Origin of the sequence: Helicobacter bilis ATCC 51630, assembly GCF_000686565.1 — a bacterium.
Classification (GTDB): Bacteria; Campylobacterota; Campylobacteria; order Campylobacterales; family Helicobacteraceae; genus Helicobacter_A; species Helicobacter_A bilis.
On the sequence record NZ_JMKW01000004.1, the window covers coordinates 59,065 to 83,552 of the forward strand.

Annotated in this window: 15 protein-coding genes and 1 pseudogene; 5 read left to right on the forward strand and 11 right to left on the reverse strand. The window is 33.2% G+C overall.

Annotation, left to right across the window (positions count from 1 at the left end; translation table 11 throughout):
• Window positions 1-51 precede the first annotated feature (51 nt).
• From T368_RS0100955 to T368_RS0100980, 5 genes and pseudogenes are all read right to left on the reverse strand, one after another.
• The gene (locus tag T368_RS0100955) at window positions 52-1,044 is read right to left on the reverse strand and encodes a hypothetical protein (protein WP_004088202.1); all 993 of its coding nucleotides are present in this window, start codon (window positions 1,042-1,044) and stop codon (window positions 52-54) included.
• Window positions 1,045-1,052: 8 nt separating this feature from the next.
• Window positions 1,053-2,637: pseudogene (locus T368_RS12885) on the reverse strand (MBOAT family O-acyltransferase).
• Between the two features lie 548 nt (window positions 2,638-3,185).
• Window positions 3,186-4,103 (reverse strand): catalase, encoded by a 918-nt coding sequence (locus T368_RS0100970; protein WP_138160760.1) that lies wholly within the window; start codon window positions 4,101-4,103, stop codon window positions 3,186-3,188.
• A gap of 250 nt (window positions 4,104-4,353) precedes the next feature.
• On the reverse strand, window positions 4,354-5,445 hold the full coding sequence (locus T368_RS0100975; protein ID WP_138160756.1) for an SGNH/GDSL hydrolase family protein: 1,092 nt from the start codon (window positions 5,443-5,445) through the stop codon (window positions 4,354-4,356).
• Between the two features lie 16 nt (window positions 5,446-5,461).
• Window positions 5,462-6,835, reverse strand: coding sequence for an MBOAT family O-acyltransferase (locus T368_RS0100980; RefSeq protein WP_004088212.1), 1,374 nt, complete (start codon window positions 6,833-6,835; stop codon window positions 5,462-5,464).
• A 247-nt stretch (window positions 6,836-7,082) separates the two neighbouring features.
• Here T368_RS0100980 and folE point away from each other — a divergent pair, with 247 nt between their 5' ends.
• The 5 genes from folE to surE all read left to right on the forward strand — a co-directional run bounded on the left by folE (window position 7,083) and on the right by surE (window position 14,299).
• The gene (gene folE, locus T368_RS0100985; protein WP_027338238.1) at window positions 7,083-7,646 is read left to right on the forward strand and encodes a GTP cyclohydrolase I FolE; all 564 of its coding nucleotides are present in this window, start codon (window positions 7,083-7,085) and stop codon (window positions 7,644-7,646) included.
• Between the two features lie 64 nt (window positions 7,647-7,710).
• Window positions 7,711-8,937 (forward strand): GHMP family kinase ATP-binding protein, encoded by a 1,227-nt coding sequence (locus T368_RS0100990; protein WP_004088216.1) that lies wholly within the window; start codon window positions 7,711-7,713, stop codon window positions 8,935-8,937.
• Window position 8,938: 1 nt separating this feature from the next.
• Window positions 8,939-11,104, forward strand: a complete 2,166-nt coding sequence (locus T368_RS0100995; protein WP_004088217.1) for a menaquinone biosynthesis decarboxylase — start codon at window positions 8,939-8,941, stop codon at window positions 11,102-11,104.
• A 247-nt stretch (window positions 11,105-11,351) separates the two neighbouring features.
• A complete protein-coding gene (locus tag T368_RS0101000) occupies window positions 11,352-13,322 on the forward strand; it encodes a methyl-accepting chemotaxis protein (protein WP_004088219.1) in 1,971 nt (656 codons plus the stop codon).
• Window positions 13,323-13,447: 125 nt separating this feature from the next.
• Window positions 13,448-14,299, forward strand: coding sequence for a 5'/3'-nucleotidase SurE (gene surE, locus T368_RS0101005; protein WP_004088220.1), 852 nt, complete (start codon window positions 13,448-13,450; stop codon window positions 14,297-14,299).
• Window positions 14,300-14,532: 233 nt separating this feature from the next.
• Here surE and T368_RS0101010 read toward each other — a convergent pair whose 3' ends face one another.
• The 6 genes from T368_RS0101010 to T368_RS16440 form a co-directional block, all read right to left on the reverse strand.
• Entirely contained in the window at window positions 14,533-14,847 is a 315-nt protein-coding gene (locus tag T368_RS0101010) for a YbdD/YjiX family protein (RefSeq protein ID WP_004088224.1), read from the reverse strand.
• A gap of 62 nt (window positions 14,848-14,909) precedes the next feature.
• On the reverse strand, window positions 14,910-15,317 hold the full coding sequence (locus T368_RS0101015; RefSeq protein WP_004088226.1) for a hypothetical protein: 408 nt from the start codon (window positions 15,315-15,317) through the stop codon (window positions 14,910-14,912).
• 30 nt (window positions 15,318-15,347) lie between these two features.
• Window positions 15,348-15,791 (reverse strand): hypothetical protein, encoded by a 444-nt coding sequence (locus T368_RS0101020; protein ID WP_004088228.1) that lies wholly within the window; start codon window positions 15,789-15,791, stop codon window positions 15,348-15,350.
• Window positions 15,792-16,118: 327 nt separating this feature from the next.
• Window positions 16,119-17,297, reverse strand: coding sequence for an ATP-binding protein (locus T368_RS0101025; RefSeq protein WP_004088230.1), 1,179 nt, complete (start codon window positions 17,295-17,297; stop codon window positions 16,119-16,121).
• A gap of 435 nt (window positions 17,298-17,732) precedes the next feature.
• On the reverse strand, window positions 17,733-22,910 hold the full coding sequence (locus T368_RS0101030) for a restriction endonuclease subunit S (protein ID WP_004088232.1): 5,178 nt from the start codon (window positions 22,908-22,910) through the stop codon (window positions 17,733-17,735).
• 257 nt (window positions 22,911-23,167) lie between these two features.
• On the reverse strand, window positions 23,168-24,403 hold the full coding sequence (locus tag T368_RS16440) for a hypothetical protein (protein WP_004088233.1): 1,236 nt from the start codon (window positions 24,401-24,403) through the stop codon (window positions 23,168-23,170).
• Window positions 24,404-24,488: the final 85 nt, after the last annotated feature.

Below are 24,488 nucleotides of genomic sequence, written 5' to 3' on the forward strand. Positions count from 1 at the left end.
TTTTATATTGAGTTTTATTTACAAAATAGCTACACCAAATAATTATTTCTCTTATTGTTTTAGTAGATTCTTTGCGATGAGTTTATCATAAATATCCCATGTTACTTCTTTTGCTCCTGCATAAAGGTGAGAATGATCTCCAAATGCTTCATTTGGCATTGCATAAAGTTTGTTTAACGCAACAATTCCATATTGTGTTTGCAGGGTATCATAAAAGTTATTGTAATTTTGCAAAAATCTTGGGTTTAGGTGTTGAAAAGAATGTATATTGATCGGCATTGCATACATTGCCACAATAATACCATGTTGCTTTGCAAGAGAGGCAATTTCATGAAGATAATAACTTGCCAAAGGACTGACAGAAAAGTCTTTCAGGGATACTTCGCTAAAATTACCATTAGCAGCTTTTTCTCTACCATAATAGAAATGTCCTTTTGATTCATCTAATTCTATCAATATTTGCTTATTGGTTCTGTAGCGTCTTAGCGTTATGTTGATAGTAGTCAATTCTTCACCAAAATTTCTTAAATCTAAAAAATATTTATAGACATCTATTTTTTCACAGCCCCCACCAGATTTTTCAAATGGCATACAGTCTTTTAACTCTCTAGCTTTTTCCAGAACGCTAAAAATTTCATTAAAATCTAAAAATTTAGTCTTTACGCCACCTTGCCAGAAATACTCAGCGGGATCTATAAGAAAATCTGCGGAATATGACAAAACTACAACCTTTGGAGGTTTATTGTTTTCAAGATATCGTTTTAATGTATAGAATCCAATAATAGGGCTAGAACCACCTACGCCAAGATTAATAGAGCTAGAATCTTTAATTTCATTTGGGATAAAACCAGATTTTGCACGAGAATTGCCAATTATCACAATATCAACATTATGCGTTTGTGCCGTTTTCTGCTTTTGGTGAGTATATTGAGGATATTCTATATGCATATAGAATATCTGCCCAAAAAATACAAGACAATATAAACATAAAAGATAAAATGGTTGTAAAAGAATCATAATAAATACTGCTTTTTTATATCGCATAACATTCCCTAAAAATTAAAATAAATAAATTCTGGTAAGCTTTCTGCAACAAGTAGATAAAACATAGCACAAGCAAACATAAGACTTGCAAAGAAGGAAAAAAGATATATTCTTTTGTCAAATCTTTCTAGTATTTGCATACTATTGCGACAACATAAGCATATAAGAAAACCTAACAACAAGAAAACCAACGTCTTATCATGCCCTTGAATGTCGTGTAATGCAGATGAAGCCATATACCACTTAGTAGGCAACTCCACCCACACAATACCAAACATTCCCTTAAGTAGATTCACCGCCCCTTGTAAGTTTTCAGCACGAAAAAATACCCAAGTAATATTGATGAAGTTAAAAGTAATAAACCAGCATAGAATTTTGTAGAATCTAGTTTCTCTAAAGCTATGTTTAACCTCTAATTTATTTGCATATTTATCATTAAAAGGCTCCAAAACATACATATAGATTCTATGTGTAAGCATTGCTAAACCATGCAAAGTCCCCCATATAATAAAGCCAAATCCAGCTCCATGCCACACACCACTAATAAATGCTACTATAAAAAGATTCCTTAAGGTTAGAATCTTATTGACTAAATTATAGTTTTTGCTTTGTTTATAGGCATTATTTTGATTACCACCAAGCGGGATATATAAATATGCTTTTAAGAATCTCCCAAGAGTGATATGCCATCTTCTCCAAAAATCAGTGATATTTAGTGCTTTATAAGGTGAGTTGAAATTAATAGGCAATTTAATATTAAACATAAGTCCGAGCCCTACTGCCATATCACAATATCCGCTAAAATCAAAGTAAAGCTGAAATGTATAGCTAAGGCTTGTAACCCATGAAGAAAAAATGTTTAGAATCTCTCCATTTTCCACTGCGCTAAACCCAGCATTCGCCCATTTTGCAAAGCTATCAGCAATCACTACTTTTTTAAATAATCCTATTGCAAAGAGAAATAGCCCAAGAGAGAGATTCTTATAGTTTAGAATCTTATTATTCGTATCGGCAAATTGGAGCATCATCTCTTTATGATGCAAAATAGGACCGGCAATAAGATGAGGGAAAAATGTAACAAAAAGTGCGTAATTGATAGGATTTCTCTCTTTAACCACACCATGAAAACAATCTATTAAAAATGCAATTTGCGTAATGGTAAAAAAGCTAATCCCTAAAGGCAGGGCAATATGTAATAAATCAAAATGACTATGAAAAATAAGATTTGTGCTATCTATGAAAAAATCCATATATTTAAAAAAGCAAAGCAGTAAAAGATTGAAAATTAGGGCAACACAGAGTAAAACTTTATTGCTAAAAAAGGGTTTTACCCCCCCCCCCGCATTTGTGTAAATGCAAGTTAGATTCTTTACTTTGAGCCTTTAGCATAAAGCCAGAAATAATATAATTAAAGCTAATGGATAGAAGCAAAAGTGGAAGATAAATAATATTCCAATATGAATAAAAGAATAAACTAGCAAATGTAAGCCACACAATAGAAGCCCTATAAAATCCTTTGTGATTGAGTATAAAATACACACAAAACACCACAGGCAAAAAGGCAAAAATAAAAATATATGATGAAAAAAGCATTAAAATCCTTAGATTATAGCCTACTAAGAGTTATTTAAAATATTAGCAGACTTTTTAGTACTTCGCAATAGATATAAATTAAGCAAGAAAAATTATGAATATAGCTTTTACTGAAACTAAAAAGGGCTTGAAAACCCGTTATGCTATCAAAAAAATGAGAATATTGCAAGATAATGTTTTATAACAGAAACCTTTTAATTAATTTTTGTATAAATCAAAGTACATTTTATTTGGATTTATCTATGAAATTGTTTTATTGCTTAGATTCTCAACCCCTCGTGTAGGTGCAGGCTTGGGGGGGGGGGGGGAAGAAAGGGGAATTTAGGAATCTTATCTTTTTAGCATTGTGTTTTTAAGCAAAAAAAAGACGAAATAAACTTTTATTCATTGAAGCAAGGATTGCAATATACAGCATAAAAGGCTTTGAGACATAAAGATAAACCATGCATAAGGCTGATTTATATGCAACACTCAAACATATACAAACCCGCAGTCTCTGACTTTAAAATCACACATAAACTTTTATTTGTGTGTGATTCTTGTATTTTTTATTGTCTTCTACCAAAAGTGATCGAATATACATCATTGCGTGTTTCAAATAGCGGGTCTTTTGGAGCTTCTACGCCATTAGGCAATACATTTGGCATAAACACATCGCCATTACATACATCACCATTATATTGTTTTACAAGCAATGTGCCAACCTCAATCTCTTTATGCTTACCACTCCAAAGGGCTGTGGTATCATCGGTTTTATCCTTAGGATTTGCTAGGACTAGAATCATCTTATAAGCAATCGGGGCTTTTTTGCTCTTTTCTTTAAAATCAGATTCTAAAAAGTCATTGCTAAGTTTTTGCAATTCATTTTCTTTGAGATAAGCCACGCCATTTGCTGGGACAAATTTAAATCTTGTCGGAATGAGTTTATTCTTACTATCCTTAAAATAAAAAGTGTGAATGCTATGATACATTGTATTTGCCACACTGCCTGTTATACCGATATTTTTCATATATTCTTCAAAGTTTTTGTATGAGGCGACCTCGCTTGTTCTCTTAGCGATATAGGCAGTATCTACCTTGCCATCTTTTGGGATTCTCATCGCAAAAAACTCGCCAAATTCCTGTGAATTTTTTGCAAAGTTAATCTCAGTATTTAGCATAACAATTTCCCATTCATCTTGCTGCCCTTGAATTTTTAGAGCCATACCTCTAGGCTTTGACTTATCGCTAAGCATCGCCCCACCGAGCGAATACCGCACAAGCGTATTAATGCTCTTTTCCTTTAGCAAGGGGATATTTAGCGTTTTTGTAATGTTATCTGCTGGGATAAACTCTCCATTCGCACAAAAGCCCTTTGTATGATTAATCTTTTTATGTGGGTCTTTAGAATCTCCATTCAACGCATAAAATACATCAGCAATACCTTCCGCATCGTATTGCTTTGTATCATTTCCATAAACACACATTGTGCTAACAAGCAGAGTGCTAGCAAACAATTTTGAGATGATAAACTTAGTAGCATTTTTCATATAAAACATTGACAATCCTTAATATTAAAATAAAACCCTAAAATCTTACAATGTTTTTATATTAAATCTGTAAATTTGATGTTATTTATGTTTGTGTTGTGTCTCTATGCCTTGATATAGAATACAGATTGAACGATTTATCTTCACTCTCTGCCATTTAAATTCTCATATCAAATCAATAAGGATTTTATGATTTAGTTTTATCTATATTTTCTATATCATTATCTACTTCATTCTTTGCATCTTGTTTGGGCAACACAATGCGGTCTATCAAAGTGTTTGCAAGTAATCTTGAGCCATAGGGGGTAAAGTGGATACCATCTTGGGCTCTTACTAGTCTGCTTTTTCCACTACTATCTTTTATATATGCACTGAATTTGCCATTATGTAAAATCGCATCAGCTGTGAGAAAAATCCCGCCGTTTGCACTTACGACTTGATAATATAGCGTGTTGAGATAGGCTAACTTCTTATTCAAAGTTTCATTCTTTGTCATAGGGACTGCATACCATACAACTTGTGTGCCATGTGATTTTGCAATATTTATGATTGCTTGAATCCGATTTTTATACACTTCTTCCCAACTCTCTGTGCCAAAACGCATTTTTGGCATATTCCATGGATCATTTGCCCCAAGACACACGACCAATACGCCTATGTCTTTATACTGCTGAAAGGCTTGCATTGTCGCCCTCTCCCAGTTAAAAAATGATGGATAAGTAAGTCCTGTGCTTTGCTTTGCAAGATTTTTTGTGCGAAAACCATGCTGTTGTAACATACGGGGTAAAACCATGCCAATGCCCTGCATTAAAGAATCACCAATAAGCAGAAACCTTGTTTGTGGTGGTAGTATAAGCATTTTATCACTACTTTGTATGTAAGTAGAAGTAGATTCTGTATTTATAATCTCTTCTTGCAATATAGGTTTTTGTGTATTTGTGGTAGCTAGTTTAGAATCTTTTGTAGAAGTATCATTTGATTCTACAATCTCTTCCTTTTTGACTTCATTGAATTCCAATGTGTCTGTTATAGGTGATTTATCATATTGTGGCAGGGCTAACTCTATTGTGCTAGATTCTGGTTCAAAGATGGCAACTCGCATTTTTTCCAATCTAGCTGCAATCATATCCCCAAATGAAAAAAATGAAGATTCTGTGGTAATCATATCACTTGCATAATGATACTGCTGCACAATGTAGGAAATAATACTTCTATGATACACATAGCAAACACAAAGCATAGTAAGTAGTCCCACAAAAACAAAGCGTATTACTCCCATATTAGTGCCTTGCATATCAAAATCCTGCATAAATAAAGTTTGGAATGCCACTTGGACCAAATCCTATAATAACAATAAGACAACCCGCAAATATAAATGGCTGCAAAATAAAAGGCATTTTGTAGAAAAATATAGAAAATCTTCTCTCCATATTCTCACACAATGGATAAAGCACAAATAAAATAGCACATAAAATACATAATAAAATCTCAGTATTTAAAAAGGGCTTTGTGCTATTTAACATGAAAGATTCTAAATAAAAGAGAGCGTCTTCAAGGTTTGGATAATAGAAAAATACCCATGCAAAAGTTACAAAATGAAATGTGATAAAAGCACTTACATAAGGGATAGGTATAGAAAGTTTTAATGCCCTCATGCAATTAAAGCAAATCGTCCCAAATCCATGCAAAAGCCCCCAAATAAGAAAATTATAGGTATTTCCATGCCATATACCTGATAAGCCAAAAGAAATCATAACAAAAACTTGAGCTAGAAAAAAGCCCTTTTTATTCCCACCTAAAGGAATGTAGATATAATCTCGTATAAAAAGCGATAAGCTAATGTGCCATCGCCCCCAAAAATCTTTGATATTTCTTGCTGCATAGGGCATGTTGAAATTTTGCGGTAAGCTAAAGCCTAGCATTAAGGCAAATGCACTCACCAAATCCACATAGCCACTAAAATCACAATACAGACGCACTGCATACGCATAGATTCCAAGTAAAAGCGTCAAAGAGCTATAATCAGCAGGATTTTGTAATATAGAATCTGAATAGGTTTGCAGATAACTAGCACACAATACTTTCTTAAATAAGCCAAATAAAATCAATGTAAAAATGAGACTTGTCTTACCAAAATGTCTTTCTTTATGAAGCTGTGAGAAGAAAAACTCACTCCGCATAATAGGACCAGAAATAAAAGTAGGAAAAAATGATAAAAATATTGCCAAAGAAAATAGACTAGCCATTTTTTTCGTTTTTGAAACAGACACAAGGTAGGTAATTGAAGCAAAGGTATAAAAGCTAAGTCCTAAAGGAAATAAGATGTTAATATCAATGACATCAAGCCCAACAAGCATAAATATCATATCAAAGCTATCTTTAATGGAAGCAAAATATTTAAAAAAAGCAAGATTTAGCACAACAAGCCCAAGCGATAAAGTAAGCATAACCCGCGTTTCATACAGATAAATAAGACTAGAAAAAAGATAGATAACAAGCGTATATATGGCTACTACAAGACCAAAATAAGGATTAATCCATAATAATATAGCGTAGTTAAATAGCAACAATAAAGCATTTTGATAGATTCTGCCTACATATTTTAACCCCCAGTATAAACAGAAAAACAATAAGAATACAATCGCAAACTCCAAAGTAAAAAAAATCATAATATCCTCATTATAAGATTCACTCTAACTACTCTAAATCATAAAAATATATTTAAAATAAAAACGCAAATTGTAACAAATTTTAAAGAATAAACGCAGGATTCTAGAAATGATTTTATATAATATTTCACTTTAAGAATATAGGGGCATGAGTGCTATATCTTGCTTTATGTGTTATAATTGAGAGTAAATCAAAAGGAATAGTATGTCATCTAAAAAAAGCATATCAAAAATGCCAAAAATAAATATGGAAACACATATAAAAAACACACAAAACTACATGCAAGACCTATTTTGCTTTATCGGTGAAGATAGTAAAAGAGAAGGGTTAATAAAAACGCCAGAGAGAGTAGCAAAGCTGCATGAAATGCTGTATAGTGGTTATGAAATAGATCCTAATAGTATTTTAGATTCTGTATTTAGCGATGGGGCATGTAATGAAATGGTGGTTGTGCGAGATATTGAGTTTTACTCAATGTGTGAGCATCATTTATTGCCTTTTTTTGGGAAAATATCAATCGGTTATATCCCAGATAAAAAAGTCGTTGGAATCTCAAATCTATCAAAGCTAGTAGAAGTCTTTGCTAGACGATTGCAAATACAAGAAAAGCTTACCACACAAATCGCTGATACCATCATGCATTCACTCAAACCAAAAGGGGCTATGGTAGTCTGTGAAGCCCTGCATTTATGTATGGCAATGCGTGGTAATGCCAAGCAAAACTCAAAGATTCTCACTTCTGCTGTGCGTGGATTATTCCAGCAAGATTCAAGGACTAGAATGGAGTTTATGCAGCTTATTAAAACTTAGCTTTGTGTAAATCTAAAACAATGATGTATAATATCCTTTTTATTTAAAAGATAAGAGAATCTGCATGACTAAAACAATGAAAGCTTATTATGCTAAAGCCTATCCAAAGATAAATATCACATTAAAAATAGGCGAAAAAATAGGGAATCTTCATACATTACAATCGCGTTTTTGCTTAGTAGAGGGTAGCTTATATGATTCCTTTTTGATTATAAAAGAGCCTTTAGATAACGAAGTATTAACACAAAAAGATTTAGTCAAAAAATTACCGCAAAGATATACAACATTTAGTGAAACAACAAAGCAGCATAACGCAATACAATGCTATCTCTATGGCAATTTTGACTGCAAACTAGAAGATAATCTCATTTATAAGGCTTACATGCTTTTAGCACAACATATAGATTCTAATATTAATCCTTGCTCCATTCATATCATAGTAGATAAGAGAATACCAGTTGGCGGTGGGCTTGGTGGTGGCAGTGTGAATGCAGCTTTAATGCTTTTATTACTCAATGAGCTATTTAACCTAAATTGCAGCAAAGAGATTCTATATCAATATGCAAAAGCACTTGGTAGTGATGTAGCCTTTTTCCTTATGATTTATACGCAAAATAGCACACATATCACACCTTATTTTTATGCAGAGCAAAACTTAAGTAAGGGAGATTTAGATTCTATTTTATTTAAGCAGACACAAGATGAAAACTTAGATTCTAATATTTGTCATGTTGAGCGTAGCAATATATCTAAAGACTTAGAAATGATAAAAGAGTCTAAACAAGATTCTAATATAGAATCTAGAAAAGATATTTCGTGCTTACGCACTCGCACGAGCGAAGCTCTTGCCCACACTTGCAAATATGACAGGAATCTAGATTCTATATTTTTAGACTCTCTCAAGCAAAAAAGACAAGATCATTCTATAAACTTTCTTGGTGCAAATGTCTATGGCACAGGCGAGATTATAGAGCCTTTTTATGAAAAATTACCGCATTTTCTTATCCATTGTAATGCTATCGCATGTAATACAGGGGCGGTATATAAAGAGTTTGCTAGAGAAAAACAAGCTATAAAAGATTCTAAAAAAGAGAATATAGACTTACAAAAAGATTCCATTACGCTATTACAAACATACGACATATACACGCTTAATGACTTATATAAACCTGCTTGCAATCTCTATGAGTTAGAAGCTATCGCAAAAGGGCTACATAAAAAATATGGCAATGTGTATTTTAGTGGCAGTGGCTCAAGCTTTTTTAGCATAAATCATGATATAAAGGAATAGCATGCAAGATTTTATCCGCTTTTTAGAATCTCACAATGAATTAAAGATTATTGACACACCCCTTGATATTGAGTTAGAAATCCCGCATTTAGCCTATTTAGAAGTGAAGAAAAAAGATTCTAAAGCCCTGCTTTTCACTCGTCCAATATATAGAAAACATAAAGATTCTACACTTTCAGGGACTAGCACAGAACACACGCAGCACAATATGCAATCTAGTAATTGTCATGCTAAGCAAAGCGAAACTTCTCAAAATCTAGATTCTAAACCTTGTCGTACTGAGCCTTTAGGCGAAGTATCTAACATGGAATCTAAAAAAAATATTTCGCCTTTTTCAAAGGCTAAACATGACAAAAAACTACACCCAACAACACAAATGACACAAGACCTAAACTACACCGCACATATAGAATCTAATCTTATAGAATCTAATTTTAACAGCATAGATTCTAGCAACCAAGATTCTAACACAAACACGCAAGATATAGAATCTTTTCATATCCCAGTCCTAATGAATGTCTTTGGCTCTCAAAAAAGACTAGAGTTAATCGCCACTCATTACAACTCAAACGCAGATTTTAAATCCTTAGAATCTATTGCAAATGTTATGAAAAATTTGCTTAATCTCTCCATGCCAAAGACTTTGAGTGAAAAACTTGCAAAGCTAAAAGAATTATGGGCTATGCGACATGTATTCCCTAAAAAATATAAGGGCAAACCCCCATGTCAAGAGAGAATCTATACAAAAGATTCAATAGATCTATTTTCACTGCCTATACTTAAGACTTGGGAGGAAGATGGAGGGCGATTTATCACAATGGGGCAGGTTTATACACGAAGCCTTGATGGTAAATCTAATAATATCGGTATGTATCGCTTACAGATTCACTCTCATAATGAGTTGCTTATGCACTGGCAGATTCATAAAGATGCAACGCATTTTTTCCACGAATACAAAAGGGCAAATAAACTCATGCCTGTAAGCATCGCCATAGGTGGCGACCCTCTTTATATATGGTGCGCTCAAGCCCCTATGCCGCCAAAGATTTTTGAGCTTATGCTATATGGGCTTATACGCGCTAAAAATCCGCTATTAGCCCAATGTGTGAGTAATGAATTAGCCGTGCCACATGATTGTGATATTGTGATTGAGGGCTTTGTGGATACAAGCAGATTTGCTCCAGAAGGAAAGTTTGGAGATCATACAGGATTCTATACACCAATTGAGCCTTATCCTATCATGCACGTGAGTGCCATCACTATGAAGCATAATCCAATCTATCTAGCCACCGTTGTGGGTAAGCCCCCGCTTGAAGATAAATATATGGGCTATATGACAGAGCGGCTTTTCCTGCCACTTTTACAGACAAGCGCACATGGGCTTATTGACTATTCTATGCCAGAAAATGGCGTATTTCACAATCTCATCTTAGCAAAAGTAAAGACAGATTATCCCGCACAAAGTCTGCAAATGATGCACACTTTCTTTGGTATAGGGCAGATGAGCTTTGTAAAACATGCTATTTTTGTGAGTGAAGAAGCACCGAGTCTGCATAAAGACTACAAGATTCTATGTGATTATATCCTTGATAGAATTAATACTAAAAAGCTATATAGCACTATGGGAAACTGCGATGCACTCGATCATGCGTGTGAGAGCTTTGCTATAAGTGGGAAGCTAGGCATTGATGCAAGCGGTGAGATATTACATCATAATTTTGTAGAAATTAGCGAAAATGACTTATTAAAAATTATGAAAAATATCGCAAATGAGATAGAATCTCTGCATATCTATAAGCATAAAAATCCGCTTATAATCTGTGGTATAAACAAAAAAGATACGCCAATACTAGAATATGCGACTAGATTCTATGAATCTTTCAAGCAATACGGGGCATTTTTTATTTTTGTAGATAGTGATAATATTTTGACAAATTATTATATGCTTGTATGGCGTGTGGTAAATTCTATCGATGTGGCAAGAGATTTAAAGATTATTAAAGAATGTGCCTTTTTAGATGCAACCGCTAAGGGGGCATTGGAGGGCTATGATAGGGAATGGCCAAAAGATACGCTTTGCTCTCAATTTATCCTTAACAACCTAAAAGAGCAAGGCTTACTAGAAGACATCGATGAATCGTTTTATAAACAATTTGGGATTGTGTAGATTGGTGCTTTATGTATTTTATCTTTAATGTAAAAAATAGTAACTCTTGATTTTATCATTTATATAAAAAATACACAATGTAATCTATATTAATGCAAAAGATTGTTAGAATTCTGTTTTGTTATGGAATTAGTAATTGGGGTGCAAAATTTAGATTCTACAAAGTTATAATAAGCATAATTTCATAGAATCTAATTGCATAAACAATATACAAGATTCTAAGTTTTATGATGATAAAAGGAAAACTATGTTTGGTTTTAGAAAAAAACAACAAAAAGAGCAAATTACAACACATATAGTAAGCCTATATCTTAAAAGTCATGAGATAGAAGAAAGGCTTAATAATCTCACCATTCAACCAAAATTAGCCATTGGTTATCTCATGCCAAATATGGATTTTGCGAGTATTGCAAATAAGATAAAACAGACATTACCACATGATTGCGTTGTGATTTTAGCAAGTTCATCTGGGCTTTTATGCAGTCAAGATGAGCTAAAAACATGTGATAAATTTTATGGTAATGATATGGAGGGTGATGGCATTGCTATCATGCTTTTTGCCGCAAGTATGATAGAGCATATACATGTGCATACGCTGCCCCTGCATAAAGATTCTGCTGATATAAATGCACAAATCTCACAGCTTGAAAGTGAAGTAAGAAAGGTGAACTTACCCTTTAAAGCCACGCATACAGATACGCTAGGGTATGTGCTTGTTGATGGGCTTAGTGGTAGTGAGAGCTTCTTAATGGAAGCGATTTATAATGCAGGTAAATTGCCATGTTTTTATGTGGGTGGAAGTGCTGGTGGAAAGCTTGATTTCAAAAACACCTATATTTATAATAACACGAGCGTTGTGCAAAATGTAGCGGTGCTAACCTATGTCAAATTGCGTGAAAGTTATCGTTTTGGAATCTTTAAAACACAAAATTTTGCACCTACAAATACACATTTTGTAGTGCTTGATGCTGATATGAAAACACGCGTTATTACAGATTTTTTAGACACAAAAACCTATACGCAAGTAAATGCCCTGCAAGCCCTTGCCACACATTTTAACTGCCCTGTTGAAAAAGTCCCAACCTATATGCAAGAATACACATTTGGTGTAAAAATACAAGATGAAATCTATGTGCGTTCAGTAGCAAATTTTGATATAGAAAATGGCAAAATATGTCTTTATTGCGATGTTGATAAGGGAGAAGAGATTCTGCTTTTAAAAAGAACTGACTTTATAGAATCTACAAAAAAAGATTACGAAGAGTTTGCAAGAAATAAGCCAAAACCGCTTGGTGCGATATTTAACGATTGTATTTTAAGGCGACTAAACAATACGCAAAGACTTTCTTCAATGCAAATTTTTAATGATTTTCCTGTGGTTGGGTTCTCAACTTTTGGAGAATTGCTTGGTGTGAATATCAATGAAACTCTAAGTGCTATATTTTTCTATAAGCAAGAAAATGGCGTATTTAGTGATGTCCTTGTAGATTCTTTCCATAGACAATACGCACAATATAAAACATATTTTATTACTAAGAAAATGCGTAAATTAGAACTTGTTAATAATATCAATCAAAAAATGCTAAGTCAGCTAAAATCAAGTGTGCCGACATTCAAAAGCGTATCTGATACTCTAGCCCATGTTGCAGAAGACTTTAAATGTGTAGAAAATAATCTTGATGATGTAAATCTGAGCTTTGATAGCTTTGTAAGCGGTTTAACTTCTGCTATGGACAGAAATAGCGAAAATATGAATCTAGAAGATTATATTAAAAGCCTTTTGTCTGGCATTGATGACTTAAATAGAATCTTAGATATTATCGCAGGTATTGCAGATCAAACGAATTTATTAGCATTAAATGCGGCGATTGAAGCAGCAAGGGCAGGAGAGCATGGCAGAGGCTTTGCAGTCGTAGCCGATGAGGTGAGAAGTCTAGCTGAAAGGACACAAAAAAGTCTTGTTGATACAAACACTTCAGTAAAATCAGTCATTGAAAATGTGCAAACTATCGATCAATGTGTGAAAAATACAAATCAAGGCATGTGTGATATTCAAGAACAATCTCACAATATATCAAGCACAATTACAGAACTTATAAATAACGGCAAGGCAATATCAACTATGATAGCCCAAAAATCACAAATAGGTGATGATCTTGACAGAGAATTAGAACACATAGCAGTGTATGAGCGTATTTTGGAAGTGCTTTATAAATAATCCCAAAAAAAGCATTACAGATAAATATTAGATTCTGTTACATTGGAGCAATAGCCTTATTTGCTATTTGATAACGATAAAATAAGATATAATACGCCCTTTAAACAATAAATTAAGGTAAATTTATGAAAAAAACTATTTTTTTAACAAATGATGATGGCTATTTTAGTCAAGGCTTGATTGCCCTGCGTAACGCCTTAAGTGATATTGCACGCGTTGTGATTGTAGCCCCAGCCCATGAAAAGTCAGCATGCGGTCATGGTTTATGTGTGAGTAAGCCTCTGCAACTTATAGAATTGGAAAAAGATTTCTACAAGCTTGATGATGGCAGTCCAACTGATTGCGTGTATGTTGGCTTATGCGAGCTTTTTTCTCACACAAAACCAGATTTGCTTATATCAGGGATTAATATCGGTGCAAATTTGGGCGAGGATACAACATATTCTGGCACGGTCGCAGGTGCAATGGAGGGGGCATTGCATGGGATACAAAGTATTGCCATTTCACAATGTATTAACGACAAACATGGCGAAGACAATAAACTAGCAAATCGTGATTTCACACTAACCCTTGATACAATAAAGCAACTCTCATTTGATATATTACATAATGACTACACGATTGGACACAGAAAACTACTCAATATCAACATTCCTGCAATCTCAAAAGATGAATGCAAGGGCATTAAAGCTACACAGCTTGGATATAGAATCTATAATTCAAAAGCACAAGTCATGCAAAACCCACGCGGACAGAAATACCACTGGATAGGCTTAAATCCATTGCAATGGCAAGAAAGAGATAATGCGGATAATCCATACTTAAAAGATAATTTTTACACTCGTAAAGATATGAAAATAATAAGCGATTTTGATGCAGTAGCAAATAACTATATATCTATTACGCCTATGCAGCTTGATATGACAGATTATGCATGTATGCAATCTTTGCATTCATATTGCGTGGAGAAAGAATAAGTTTTTGTGTTAGGTGATTCATCAATAGAATCTTATGCCGCAATATTAGCTTAATGTGAAACATTTGAATTGCATGTTTCTTCATAGGATTATAAAAAGTATTCAATATAGACACATTGTAAGTTTAGGTAAAAAGCGGATAATGTGTTTTGCTTGGTTTCATTAATCTATATCACTTGTTGTCTCATATAAATAAACTTTCGGGCAACAAATGCTTATGCAGACATTTTTCTCTAGCAACATTTTTTAGCACCATCTCTACTATATCTCTTGTTTTGAGAATCCATGAAAAATTCTTTGCGTGTTTTTGGTGTGCAATGTGGATGATATTTTTTGTGATAGTCTAAATATTTTTCATAGCTTGGCAATCCAACTAAGAGATGAAAAAATCTTTCAGAATCTTTATACCATTTAAAGCAAAACTGAAAAAGAGATAACACAATATCTTTTTGCTGTTTCTCTTTGTATTCTCCGTGTAATGAATCTTGACCTAGTGAATCTTGTGTATTTATCGCATTAGGTGTTTTTTGCGTGTCTTTTGATCCCATGCTAATCCTTTTTGTATGGCTAAGTCATTCTAGCACATTTCACAAAGCATGTCAATAACTGCTTAACGCACATCAGCCCGAAGCGTTACTATGCTAAACATTGCACCACTTTTGCATTGAAAATACTTGGTAATGCGTTTTGGGCTATTATCCAAATAGCTTTCTATGTTTCCCACTTTTGTGCCACCAAGCAGTAAAGCTTGAGTTTGTAAATCCTTTAATGCGGAGAAAAAGAGCATAGAACAAACTTCTTTAGAATCTTTAAATACATGAGAAGCCATTTTATTTGCGATAATACCTTGCTTTTTTAAGATAGCACGCTTTGGATTCTTACTGAATTGCAATGTGATATTTTTATGTAGCTTACTTGTATTTTGGGATTTTTTGAGATTTGGTAGCGGTATGTCCTGTGTATCTGCATAAAGTGGATAAAACATTATGCAAAACAAAAACACAAAACAAAATTTCATTGAAAACCTTGCTAGAGAAAGCCTACTACTCTACGAAGCCATCATGATTCCAGCATGCACATAGTTGATATTGTAGAGCTTATTTACAAGCTGACTGATAAGCCCTTTCATTTCCATGCTTAACTGCTCGTTACGCAATAATTTATTAAACGCTTCAAAGTTAATGTCTTCGCTTGTTTTAGCGATATAACCTGCTGCGATTAGATCCTGACTATTTAGGATATTTTCACCACGCAATACATTTGCCATTGCCATAAAGCTTGAAGCGTTCTTAAATCCCCCTTGTATAGAATCCCCTAGTCCTTCAATCTTTTGCAAATATTCCGATTTTACAAACACATCTTGTGGCAAATAGTTTTCATCGGCACTTATTGGAATGTAGCGATTCCTTGAGCCATGATGAATGTCGATTCCTTGCTGATTATGCACGCTGTCTGTATATCTTTTTTGTAAAACATTCTGTGAAACTTGCATTTGAAATCCTTTCAAAATAGATTTACTAGGCTTTTAAGCAAAAAGGATTCCAAAGTTAAAATATGTAAAAATATAGACATTTTAGTATGTCAAATGGATAAGATTTTATGTGTTTGAATACTCTGAAGTGCTGGTCTAGCATGATGAATAAAAGCGAATCTAGATTCTACAAAACATCGAAACATCCTCTGCGGAAGTATTTTTAGATAATTTCAAGGGTTGTGCAGATTTTTGTGCAGGGAGTTTATTAGATATAAATGACGACACATAAGAATCAAACTCACTTGAAAGTGCTAAAAAGACAACGCAGAATCTAGATTCTATATCTCAATACAAAAAGCCAAAGAGCCATAAAGGTATTTTATTCCCATCACCTTTAGCTATATCATCAAGAATAAGATATGAGTTAGCTAAGTCTTTAATCTGTGTAAAGCTTTTATTCTTACCACCAATTTCAAAAATATGGCGATTATCTACTATAAAATCCCCTTGTGTAGAGACTTCTATCTTATGGGTATTACTCACTTGATTTACAAAAAATGTTTCTCTTAGATTTCCTATTTTTGTATCTTTATACACATAAGCTAGATTTGTATTATTAAGATATATTTTATTTGGTTTAGAGATTTTAGAGAGACCTTGTGTGTGTAAGTCCAGTATATTAATAAGTCTTGCATCTCTTAAATAGCTAAGATAGTCATAAAGCTTTGTGCGGCTAATTTCAGCGAGTGCAGCAATTTTGGTGTAGTTGATAGTAAAAGGCTCACTCATTGCTATAACTTCTAATAGCTTTTTTAGCTTATAAGTGTATTTCTGCTCTATTAAGCCTAAAGTTGTTAAATCTATCTCAATGCTAAGATTTATGGTATTAAGCAAACTTTCCATATACAAAGACTTCTTAGCAAAATAGAATGGATAATAGCCTATTTGTAGATATTCCTTAAAGTCTTTTAGATTAATAGATAAGCTTTGTGTAATTTCTGTATGATATTGCAGTATATTCTCAAGTGAGAATCTCTCATATTCCATATTATGTTTAAGCGTTAAAAACTCTCTAAAGCTAAGCCCATCAAGGCTATATAAGCTTACTCTACGACTTAAATCACTCTTAGCATTTAGAATACTTATAGCACAAGAGCCTGTAAAAAGCACTTTTAAATCGCTTAAATCAAAGATAGCCTTTAAATGCGAAGCAAAATCGCTATATTTATGTATCTCATCAAGAAGTAAATACTCTCCGCCACTCTCAGCAAAACAAAAAGCAAACTCACTAAGATTAAATGAGCTTAAAAATGGATAATCAAGGCTTATATAAAGGGCTTTATTCCCGCTAGCTAATAACTCTAAAAGTCGTTGTATAAGCATAGTAGTCTTGCCAACTCCCCTAGCTCCAATGATTCCAATAAGATTATAACGAAAATCAATTTCTTTAAAAAGATAGCGTTTATGTGCTATATTGAAATTTTTTATAAGTCTGTTTTGATAGGCTTCTATCGTGCTTTGCATAATAATCCTTATAAGTGTAGTTGTCTATGGTCATTTACAATTATAGCTTAAATATTATGTTATATTGTATGTGATATGTAAGCATGATTTATGATAAATAGTGATAAATAATATTAAATTATTATAATTTATGTTAAATTATGTTGATTAATGATAAATAATCATAATTCATGTTTATTTATTATGGTTTATGATTAAATATGATAAATAATTATAAATAATTATAAATTATAATTTTTTATGCTTTAAATATTTTGCTTTTAGGATCTAAATATAAAATCTTTGTGTTGTGTGTTATAAGTCTGTATTGTTTGTAAGCATTAAAGCAGATAAGATTCTATCTCTTGTAAAAGTAAAATTAGAATCTTTTTGTGTTGTATTATGTGTAATCTAATTTAGGGCATAATGCTTTATTGCTAATTTACAAAATCTTGCTTACAAAAAGTCTTGTAAAACCTTGCTTTTTTTAGAATCTAGTTGCGATAAATGAGATTCTAAAAGGCTTATTTTAGATTCTATATTTTCAATAGCATTAATGATTTTTTCTTGCTCTTCAATGGGTGGGAGTGGGATTTTTACACTTCCTACTCTCTCAATAGAAGCACGCAAATTTCTGCTAAATCCTGCCTTTTTTCCTGTCTCATCTAGTAAAAAGCTTACAATTTTAGCTTTTATATCTTTGTCATTAACTTGCAAAACTCCGCAATGGTCTGTTGGATAAAAAGGTGTATTTTTGGGGATAAATCCCACCATCCAATCCCCATCAATCCCCCATAACACGCTGTCTTTTTCATAATCTTTTAATAATTCTTTATCAATAAATCCAAAAGGCTTTTTGACATTTGCACTAAAAACAGGGATTTGCCCTTGTGGGTTTAGCTCACTATCTAGCACTCGCTTACCAATTTGTAGGCTAAATTTGCTTTTATCATTTAGGCGATATTGTGGATAGCCTTGTGGTGGTGGAGTGGGGAGAGAATCTAGCAAGGAATGTAAGCTTTGAGTAAGTCCTGCTTTTTGTAAGATTTTTGTAATGAAGTGTTGTAAGATTTTTCTTTGTGAAAGTAGAGATTCTATCTCGCTTAAGATTTCTTTAAGCTCCGCCTGTTCTCTCTCTCTCTCGTTATTAGCATTCAAGGCATTGCTCAAAATCTCTGCCTTTCTTGTTTCTAAAATTTCAAGCTTAGAATCTATTCTTTTGATTTGAGATTCTACGCTATCAATAGCACTTACGATTTTTTCTTGTGCTTCAAGGGGTGGGAGTGGGATTTTGAGATTTTCAACTTGTTCTAGCGATAAGTTCTGCTGTGCTATTCCCTTTTTAAAACCATCAATTTGTTTTTCAATATCATTTGTGTTTAAAGCCACTCTAATAAAATGCATTTTGTTTAAATTTGGCTTCAATCGCACAATCGCTAATGCCTGATTGGTGTTGGCTGGTAAAATTTCTTTTGTTACAACCGCAACTCTACCTAAAGCACCTGCTATTGAAAATAAAATATCATTTTCTTGTAATTGTGAGCGTTCTAGCTTATCGTGGCACTCTTTAGAAATATAAGCCATTTTATGCGGTATAAATGCTCCAGATTCTGTAATGCTTTCAACTTTGACAAAGTTTATTCCCTTGTCTAAAAATGAAAAGCCCATTGTTGTGGGTGTCGTGCCTTTTGTAATTTTGAGCGATATATCGCCCAGCTTGATTGTATTCCAGCCTTGTTTTGGTGGGGTGGGGATAGAATCTAAAAGGGTTTTAAGGTTTGCTGTATTGATAAGTTTGTCATATTGAGCCGTAGGCGAAATATCTTTGCTTGATTGTGTATTGAGATTATTCGCTTCGCTCAAAATGACAGGGTTAGATTCTGTATTTGTAGATACTTCGCCTAAAGGCTCAGTATGACAAGGGGCGGAGTTGATATAACTAGCCAAAAGGTCAAAATCTAGCTTAGATTCTAACTCTTGTATAGAATCTAGCAAGGAAGCAATTAAGCGGCTAGTTTCGCCCCCCCCACCGATAGATTCATCACTAGCTACAATGCCGCATTTGACTAAAATCGCTTTAATCAACTCTTGGTATTTTTCTATACTCATTCTTATGGTGTTATATTGCTCTTCTACTTTTTCACACTCTGCTACGATTTGCTTTTGAATCTCTAAAGGCGGTAGGGGGATTTTGACTTGTTCTTTTAAAATTGTGCTATTTAGGCTTTTCCCAAATGCGTTATTGCCTCTAATAGAATTTAGGTTTAATATTTTACTTTCAAAAATCCAAAACAAGTATTTATCTAAAATTTTTAACTTATCTTTTGGTATAAGTCCAGCTATTGCTTCATTTGTGTATAAATCTTTTCCAGCAATAGCAGTTTTGCCTATACTTAATTTAAAACTTAAAAGTGTTGTGCCTTTGGGTATAAGCTTTACATTTGATTTTTTAATTGCTTCATCGGTGATTTTTTCTTTTGTATTTGTGATAACCTGTCCGTTCATTTCGGCTATTGAAACCCATAAGTTATTACCTTGAAAATAACTATAATTACTTCTTGTTGGAGTTCCGCCGATTAAAACTTCACACACTTCCCCTAACTTTACCAACTCATATTTACAATTTTCAAAAGGATTTTGAGATACTAGCTCACGCTCAGTATGACAATTTTGCCCTGTGAAAATGTAAGCAGGATTTAAGCTTATTGCCTTATTAAAATCCACTTTGCTAAAATCTAGCATAGTTTTCATATCACTTATAAAAAGCTTGTAAAAGTCTTTATCATCGCTTTGCAAGGCGGTAATGATAGAATCTATATTAACACTAGATTCTATAAAAGATTTTATAGCGTAGCATAGCTTTGTTGGGTCGCTAGGATTTGCAGGATTGTATAGCGGAGTGGAGATGAATTTTACAGAGTTTATATTACGCAGGGCTTCTTTTTGCTTTTTGTCTTCATCGCTGTCATCTTCACTTTCTTTTAGCTCGGCGTTTTCTGTGTCTTGCAATGAAGTTTGATATTTTATCCCCTCATCGCCCTTTCTCTTACTCCAGTCATAGCCTAAGAATTTAATAATATTTGCTTTGTTGCTTTTATTATCTGTGGTTTTATCGCTTGGGCTTTTTAGGATTAGGACTTTTTCATCTTGGATATAGGAGAAATAAAGCAATTTTTCACATTCTAGCTCTTTTACTTGCTGTAAAAATCTTTGGTGATGAAAGCTAGATTCTAAGCTTTTATATTCTTTAATGAGTAGAAAATCTTTGTAAGCTTTGTTGTAGTCCTTTGGTGTGTGTTGTGCAGATAGATTTTTGTAGCTTTCGTGGGATTCAAAAAGGGCTTTTTGCTCGGTTTGGGTGAGTTTTATCCTTTTAAATACTTTGGGCTTGTCTTTAGAATCTATGTTTTTATTATAGTCGCTTTGGTATTCTTTAAAGACTTCGTTATTTTTAAGATTCTCACTTAAAATATCTGCTTGTAAAAATGCTAAAAAGTCTTTGTAAGGATAGTGCATAAAATCGCAGTATTGCTCTACAATTCTCGTGTTTATAAAGTCGTCTTTTAAGCAGGATAGATTGAAGCTGTGTTTTTTTAGCTTATGCAATAAATCTTGGTTGTATTTTTTCTTTTTCTTTGCAAAGAGTATGATAGTCTGTGTGCCTGTCGTGCCAAAAGTGTTTTTGTTTAACTCCACTATGCAAAGAAGATTAAAATGCTGAAATAAAAGCTCTCTAGTTTTCTCATAAATCCCGCCTTTTTGCAAAATTGAAACGGGTAGGACTAGGGCGAGTAGTCCATCTTCTTTCAAAAACTGCTTTGCCCTTTCTATAAAAAAGCATTCTATGGCGTTGTTTTTCTCATAGCTTTTAGAATCTATGCTTTGGGTTAGGGCGTAGGACTTTTGTGCGATGTCTTCTAGGGTGTTTAAAAAGCCTTTGACAGAATAGGGTGGATTTGAGAGAATGCAGTGAAAACTTGCCTCTTCAAACTCATCTTTAAAATTTTGCTTGATAAAGTCTAGGGCATCTTGGAAAATAATGCTTGAACTCGTTTTAGAATCGTGGATAATGCAAGCGGTCTTTGCGACTTTTGATAGGTCTTTGTTTTTCTCTATGCCATAGAGTTTTATGTCTTTATTGTGGGCTATGGATTCTGTTAAGAAATGTCCAGCCCCACAGGCAAAGTCAAGCACTTTAGAATCTTTTTTAAGCGTTGGGAGAGAATAGACAATAAAGCTTGTGATAGGCGTGGGGGTAAAGAATCTGCCCTCGTGCTGATGATAGTAGCGGTTTAAAAAGCCCTCAAATAAATCGCCTAAGAATTGGTTATTTTCACTTTGTGAGATGTATAAATCTTGGATTAAGTTGGCTACTTTTACTAATACTTTAAAATTGAGATAAAATTCTTCTTCATTTTCTACTTCTATGAAATTAAACTTTTTGATATTGAAGTATTTTTGCTTGTCAAAGATTTTGTCAAGGTCTTTTTTAAACTCGCCTTTTTCTCGCTTTGCATTTGTGAAAAGGTCATCTAGCTCGGCTTTTTTGACATTGACGACTTTCTTTTTAAATAGTGTGTTAATGCCTATTTCATAGAGGTTTAAAAGTCTATCGGTGTAGGCAAAAGGATTGTCATATTGAATCCCTTTATAGTAAAACTGCAAATCTTGCTCTTTTATGGGTTTTGGATTGCCATTTTTATCGCAATTATTTTGCTCATCAATGATTTTACATAAGAATAAATCTACTAAGATATAAAAGCAAGATTCTGGATTGCCTATGGCGTTGTTTCTTAAAATCGTGGCAAACTCGTGGTAAATGCTTGCTATTTCATTATATGGAACTGCTTTTAGGTCGTCTAGGTTGTATTTTTCTTTACCGACTTTATAAGGCTCAATGCTAGATTCTAATAAGCCTTTGGTTGTAAAATCTTGTGTGTAGGTGTTAGTCCATACATTAAAATAGCTTCTTACATTGGCGTTTTGTGGGCTTTCAAAGCCTAGCTTTTTCTCGTGTGCTTTTAAATCTGCATTAATTCGCTCTAAATGCTCTCTATTATCTTTTGTTGTAATGATATGGCTTTTATAGGTGATTTGCTTGGAATTAGAGTCAAAATCATAGGCAAGAAGACAGAGAAAATCGCATTTATTTACCGCATAGTAGGAGAAAAGCTGACCGCCATCTTTTTGCATTTTATGCCATTCTTTATTAAACTCAGCCCCTGCGGTTTTATTTTCTATCAAAATGAGATTTGTATAATCTTTTTTTAACACTAAAATATCGCCATAGACTTGCTGATTATGCCCTACTTCAAAGGTTGGCTCTAATATGATATGCCTTGCTTCATAGCCTTTAGAAAGCAGGGCATCAACACATAAGAGGCATACAAAATTTTCATTTTTACTAAAATTTGTGGTTGTATTTGTGTGGATTATAAAACCTTTGCTTTCATTATCTATGCTTGGATATTTGCCCTCTTTGAAGTTAGAATCTAGTGGCTCATAATTGATTTTTTGCGTGGCGAAATCGACTTCTATTTTTGCGTTATTTGTGTAGATTTTTGTATAAATCTGTCCCTTTGCGATGAAACCTAGTAACTCTAACACTTCTTTTAAATTTTGCTGTGTAATCATTAAGTAACCTTTTTGTTAATGATGTGGATTAAAATGGTATCAAAATATTATATTTTTTTCAGTATTTTATACTATAAAGGCATTATGCTTTGCGTTATAACTTTATATATGCGTAATTCATGATAAATTATGTTGATTAATATTAAATTATCATATTTTATGCTTTAACTATTTTGCTTTTTAGAATCTAAATATAGAATCTTTGTATTATGTGCTATAAGTCTGTGTTGTTTATAAGCATTAAAGCAAATAAGATTCTATCTCTCTAAGCCTTTTTTATTTTGTTGTGTTTTAATCTGTTGTGCTTCTTTTTCTCTATTTTCTTTTAGCTTTTTAATAATGGCTAAAAAGTCTAGATTCTCTTGTGTGATTTTTCTATCAGCTATTATTAGATATGGCTCTTTGCTCCCATAGCTAAACTTTACATATTCTACTTTAAAGCTTTGCTTTAAGCTGTTTTCTAACTCTTTATCATTTTTAGCATGTTTTAATGCGATATTTAGCTGCTCGTGTATAAGAGATATATTTGTCTCAAGCACTTTTTCCCCGCTTAGATTCTCAAACTCTCGTGCGATTTTATTAGCATTATTGCTGCTTATTATTTTGCTTACATAAGTATAGGGATTATAGGTTTCTCCGCTTTTAAAATCATGGACTAGATTAGAATCTTTTATAATGGCATATTTTGCTTTTTCTGTTTTTATCATATCATAGCCATCGTTATATTCACTCTTAATTGTCTCATAATGTCTTATAAGGGCTGTTATAGGTGTGTTTAGAATGGCATTAAAGCCATTTTCACTAAGATAGCTTAAAGATTGTGTTTGGTCTAATAGTGGCATGTTTTTAAAGGCATTAGGATTTTGCTTTATTGCTTTAATCTTTTCTAGCTCTTGTAGTTTTGTCTCTTCTTTTTCTTGTATATTTAAAATAGCTTTTTTCTCAAACTCTCTAATATCTATTATATCTCCCTTATTGATAATATAAGGTGGGGCACTAATTGGACTCATATCATAATATCTAGCTCTATCACTCAAAGCCTTTGTATCTACAAAGTTATTTAGCCCTAATTGCTTTGAGATTAATGCTTGAAACTCTCTAAATGTTTTAGAATCTAATAAGTTTAAAGGTGTTTGTGTAGGGATAATAATGCGGAATCTATCCACTGCCTTTTTATCGCCTTTTATCTTTTGGTGATTCTTACTTGGGATTATAAGGGCTTGAATGTTTTTATTCTCTAAAAGCTTTTTTGCGTCTTGTATGCTTAAATAGGGCATATTCTCTTCATTATCAATATCAAAGATTAATAGCTTATGAAAACCTTTTACATTCTCTCCCTTACGATAATTATCCTTAAATATCGCATTAGAATAGCGATTAGTCTTTACAACAACAGCTAAAGTTCTAAGGCTATCTATATGCTTTATCTCCCAATTACTTGTAGCATATTGTGTAGTATCATTACATATTGAAATATCTATATTTAACTTCATATTCTCCTCTTGTTGTGGTTTTAACGCCTTAAGTCGTTCTCTCCAATTTGGCTTTTCTTGTGTAATTGTAGATTCTAATTGCTTT

Bases quoted from the DNA above. Each gene is read 5' to 3' on its own strand.
- T368_RS0100955 (WP_004088202.1), bottom strand. From the start codon at position 1,044: ATGCGATATAAAAAAGCAGTATTTATTATGATTCTTTTACAACCATTT.
- T368_RS0100970 (WP_138160760.1), bottom strand. From the start codon at position 4,103: ATGTGTGTTTATGGAAATGATACAAAGCAATACGATGCGGAAGGTATT.
- T368_RS0100975 (WP_138160756.1), bottom strand. From the start codon at position 5,445: ATGGGAGTAATACGCTTTGTTTTTGTGGGACTACTTACTATGCTTTGT.
- T368_RS0100980 (WP_004088212.1), bottom strand. From the start codon at position 6,835: ATGATTTTTTTTACTTTGGAGTTTGCGATTGTATTCTTATTGTTTTTC.
- folE (WP_027338238.1), top strand. From the start codon at position 7,083: ATGGAAACACATATAAAAAACACACAAAACTACATGCAAGACCTATTT.
- T368_RS0100990 (WP_004088216.1), top strand. From the start codon at position 7,711: ATGACTAAAACAATGAAAGCTTATTATGCTAAAGCCTATCCAAAGATA.
- T368_RS0100995 (WP_004088217.1), top strand. From the start codon at position 8,939: ATGCAAGATTTTATCCGCTTTTTAGAATCTCACAATGAATTAAAGATT.
- T368_RS0101000 (WP_004088219.1), top strand. From the start codon at position 11,352: ATGTTTGGTTTTAGAAAAAAACAACAAAAAGAGCAAATTACAACACAT.
- surE (WP_004088220.1), top strand. From the start codon at position 13,448: ATGAAAAAAACTATTTTTTTAACAAATGATGATGGCTATTTTAGTCAA.
- T368_RS0101010 (WP_004088224.1), bottom strand. From the start codon at position 14,847: ATGGGATCAAAAGACACGCAAAAAACACCTAATGCGATAAATACACAA.
- T368_RS0101015 (WP_004088226.1), bottom strand. From the start codon at position 15,317: ATGAAATTTTGTTTTGTGTTTTTGTTTTGCATAATGTTTTATCCACTT.
- T368_RS0101020 (WP_004088228.1), bottom strand. From the start codon at position 15,791: ATGCAAGTTTCACAGAATGTTTTACAAAAAAGATATACAGACAGCGTG.
- T368_RS0101025 (WP_004088230.1), bottom strand. From the start codon at position 17,297: ATGCAAAGCACGATAGAAGCCTATCAAAACAGACTTATAAAAAATTTC.
- T368_RS0101030 (WP_004088232.1), bottom strand. From the start codon at position 22,910: ATGATTACACAGCAAAATTTAAAAGAAGTGTTAGAGTTACTAGGTTTC.
- T368_RS16440 (WP_004088233.1), bottom strand. From the start codon at position 24,403: ATGAAGTTAAATATAGATATTTCAATATGTAATGATACTACACAATAT.